This is a genomic window from Ruminiclostridium papyrosolvens C7 (genome assembly GCF_000421965.1).
In the GTDB taxonomy this organism is placed as follows: domain Bacteria; phylum Bacillota; class Clostridia; order Acetivibrionales; family DSM-1351; genus Ruminiclostridium; species Ruminiclostridium papyrosolvens_A.
Window position 1 is genome coordinate 1 of sequence record NZ_ATAY01000049.1, and the last position, 1,441, is coordinate 1,441.

General features: G+C 49.9%; 1 protein-coding gene. It reads left to right on the forward strand.

The window, feature by feature from the left end; genetic code table 11:
• Positions 1-173: 173 nt before the first annotated feature.
• A partial coding sequence (locus tag L323_RS33105) for an ISNCY family transposase (RefSeq protein WP_020815958.1) occupies positions 174-1,441 on the forward strand: 1,268 nt, incomplete at its 3' end.

Below are 1,441 nucleotides of genomic sequence, written 5' to 3' on the forward strand. Positions count from 1 at the left end.
TTAGTTTCCCCTGAAAAAGTCAGGGTGTTTTGAGCATAATTAAAAGGAATTCAGCACCTCAAAATGGAAATTGTTATTGACGAGATAACAAAGTTCCACACCCCGAGGGAAGAATTCCTTTGCTATAGGAGTTCAACAGAAGCCCTCGGGAATCCTTCCAAGAGGTGAAGAAAATGTTGAAACTTCGAGACGAGCAATTGACCATCTGGGATGCCATTCTCCCGGAATCTGTTAGAAAGTTGCCGGTCGAGCTTGCAATCATAGATCAATTACTGGACGACGACCGTTTTCTTCAACCGTTTACTGAGTTGCACCCGAAAGGCAAGAAAAGCGGCCGTCCTACGCTTGCAATTGAAAAGTACATCCGTCTTATGGTCCTGAAGCATAAATACAATTTGGGCTACGAGTCACTCGTGAAGGAAGTCGGTGACAGCATCACATGGCGAATGTTCTGCCGGTTTGCCATCGACGAACCGATGCCCGACCCGTCTACGCTCATCTATGCCCGCAAACGCTACGGCGACAAGATCGTCGAAGACATCAATGCCGCACTCGTAAAGCAGTGTGAGGAAAAAGCCGTTCTGAAAACCCGCAAATTGCGCACGGATACGACGGTTGTGGAATCCGACATCCATCACCCGACAGACGCTACGCTGTTGCAAGATGGCGTAAAAGTCATCACTCGAACGATTCAGAAAATCCGGAAAATCGCCTCCCACACTGTTCAAGGCTTTGAAGATCGTACGGCAGAAATCAAGGAAAAGATTCTGTCCATCGCGAAAGTTCTACGTCGCCGCACCCGTGAATCTTGGGAAGAAGTTGACCGGATCACTGGGAGCGTAATCGAAGTAGCCGAGAACGTTGTGAACAAGGCGCAAGCCGTTATCGAGAAACTGCAAGACAAGGGCAAAGCTGCTCTTCGACAAAGTAAAACCAAACTGACCGAGGCGGTCACGCTAACCGGCAAGTTGTTGGAACAAGCCAAACAGGTCGTTTCCGGCAATCGAATCATCGCAGATCGGATCGTCAGTTTCTTTGACCCGGAAGCAAGACCGATTAAGAAAGGTAAGCTGGCCAAAGGAACTGAGTTCGGCTACAAGGTGCGAATCGACGAGACGGAAAGCGGCTTTGTGACCGGCTACGCTGTCTACGAGGGGAACCCCTCGGATGATGAACTGCTCGTTCCCGCTGTACAGGCGCATATCAAGCAATTCGGCAAAGCGCCGCAAGCTGTAGCGACCGACCGCGGTTTCTCAAGCAAGAAGAACGAAACGGCCATTACCGAACTTGGTGTGAAGCGAGCTAGCTTGCCGCGAAAGGGCAAAAAAGGCATTGCCCGATCCGAGTACGAAAACGAATTATGGTTCAAAGACTTGCAGCGTTACCGTGCAGCTGGAGAAGCGAAGATTAGTCTTCTCAAGCGGAAGTACGGTTTGAACCG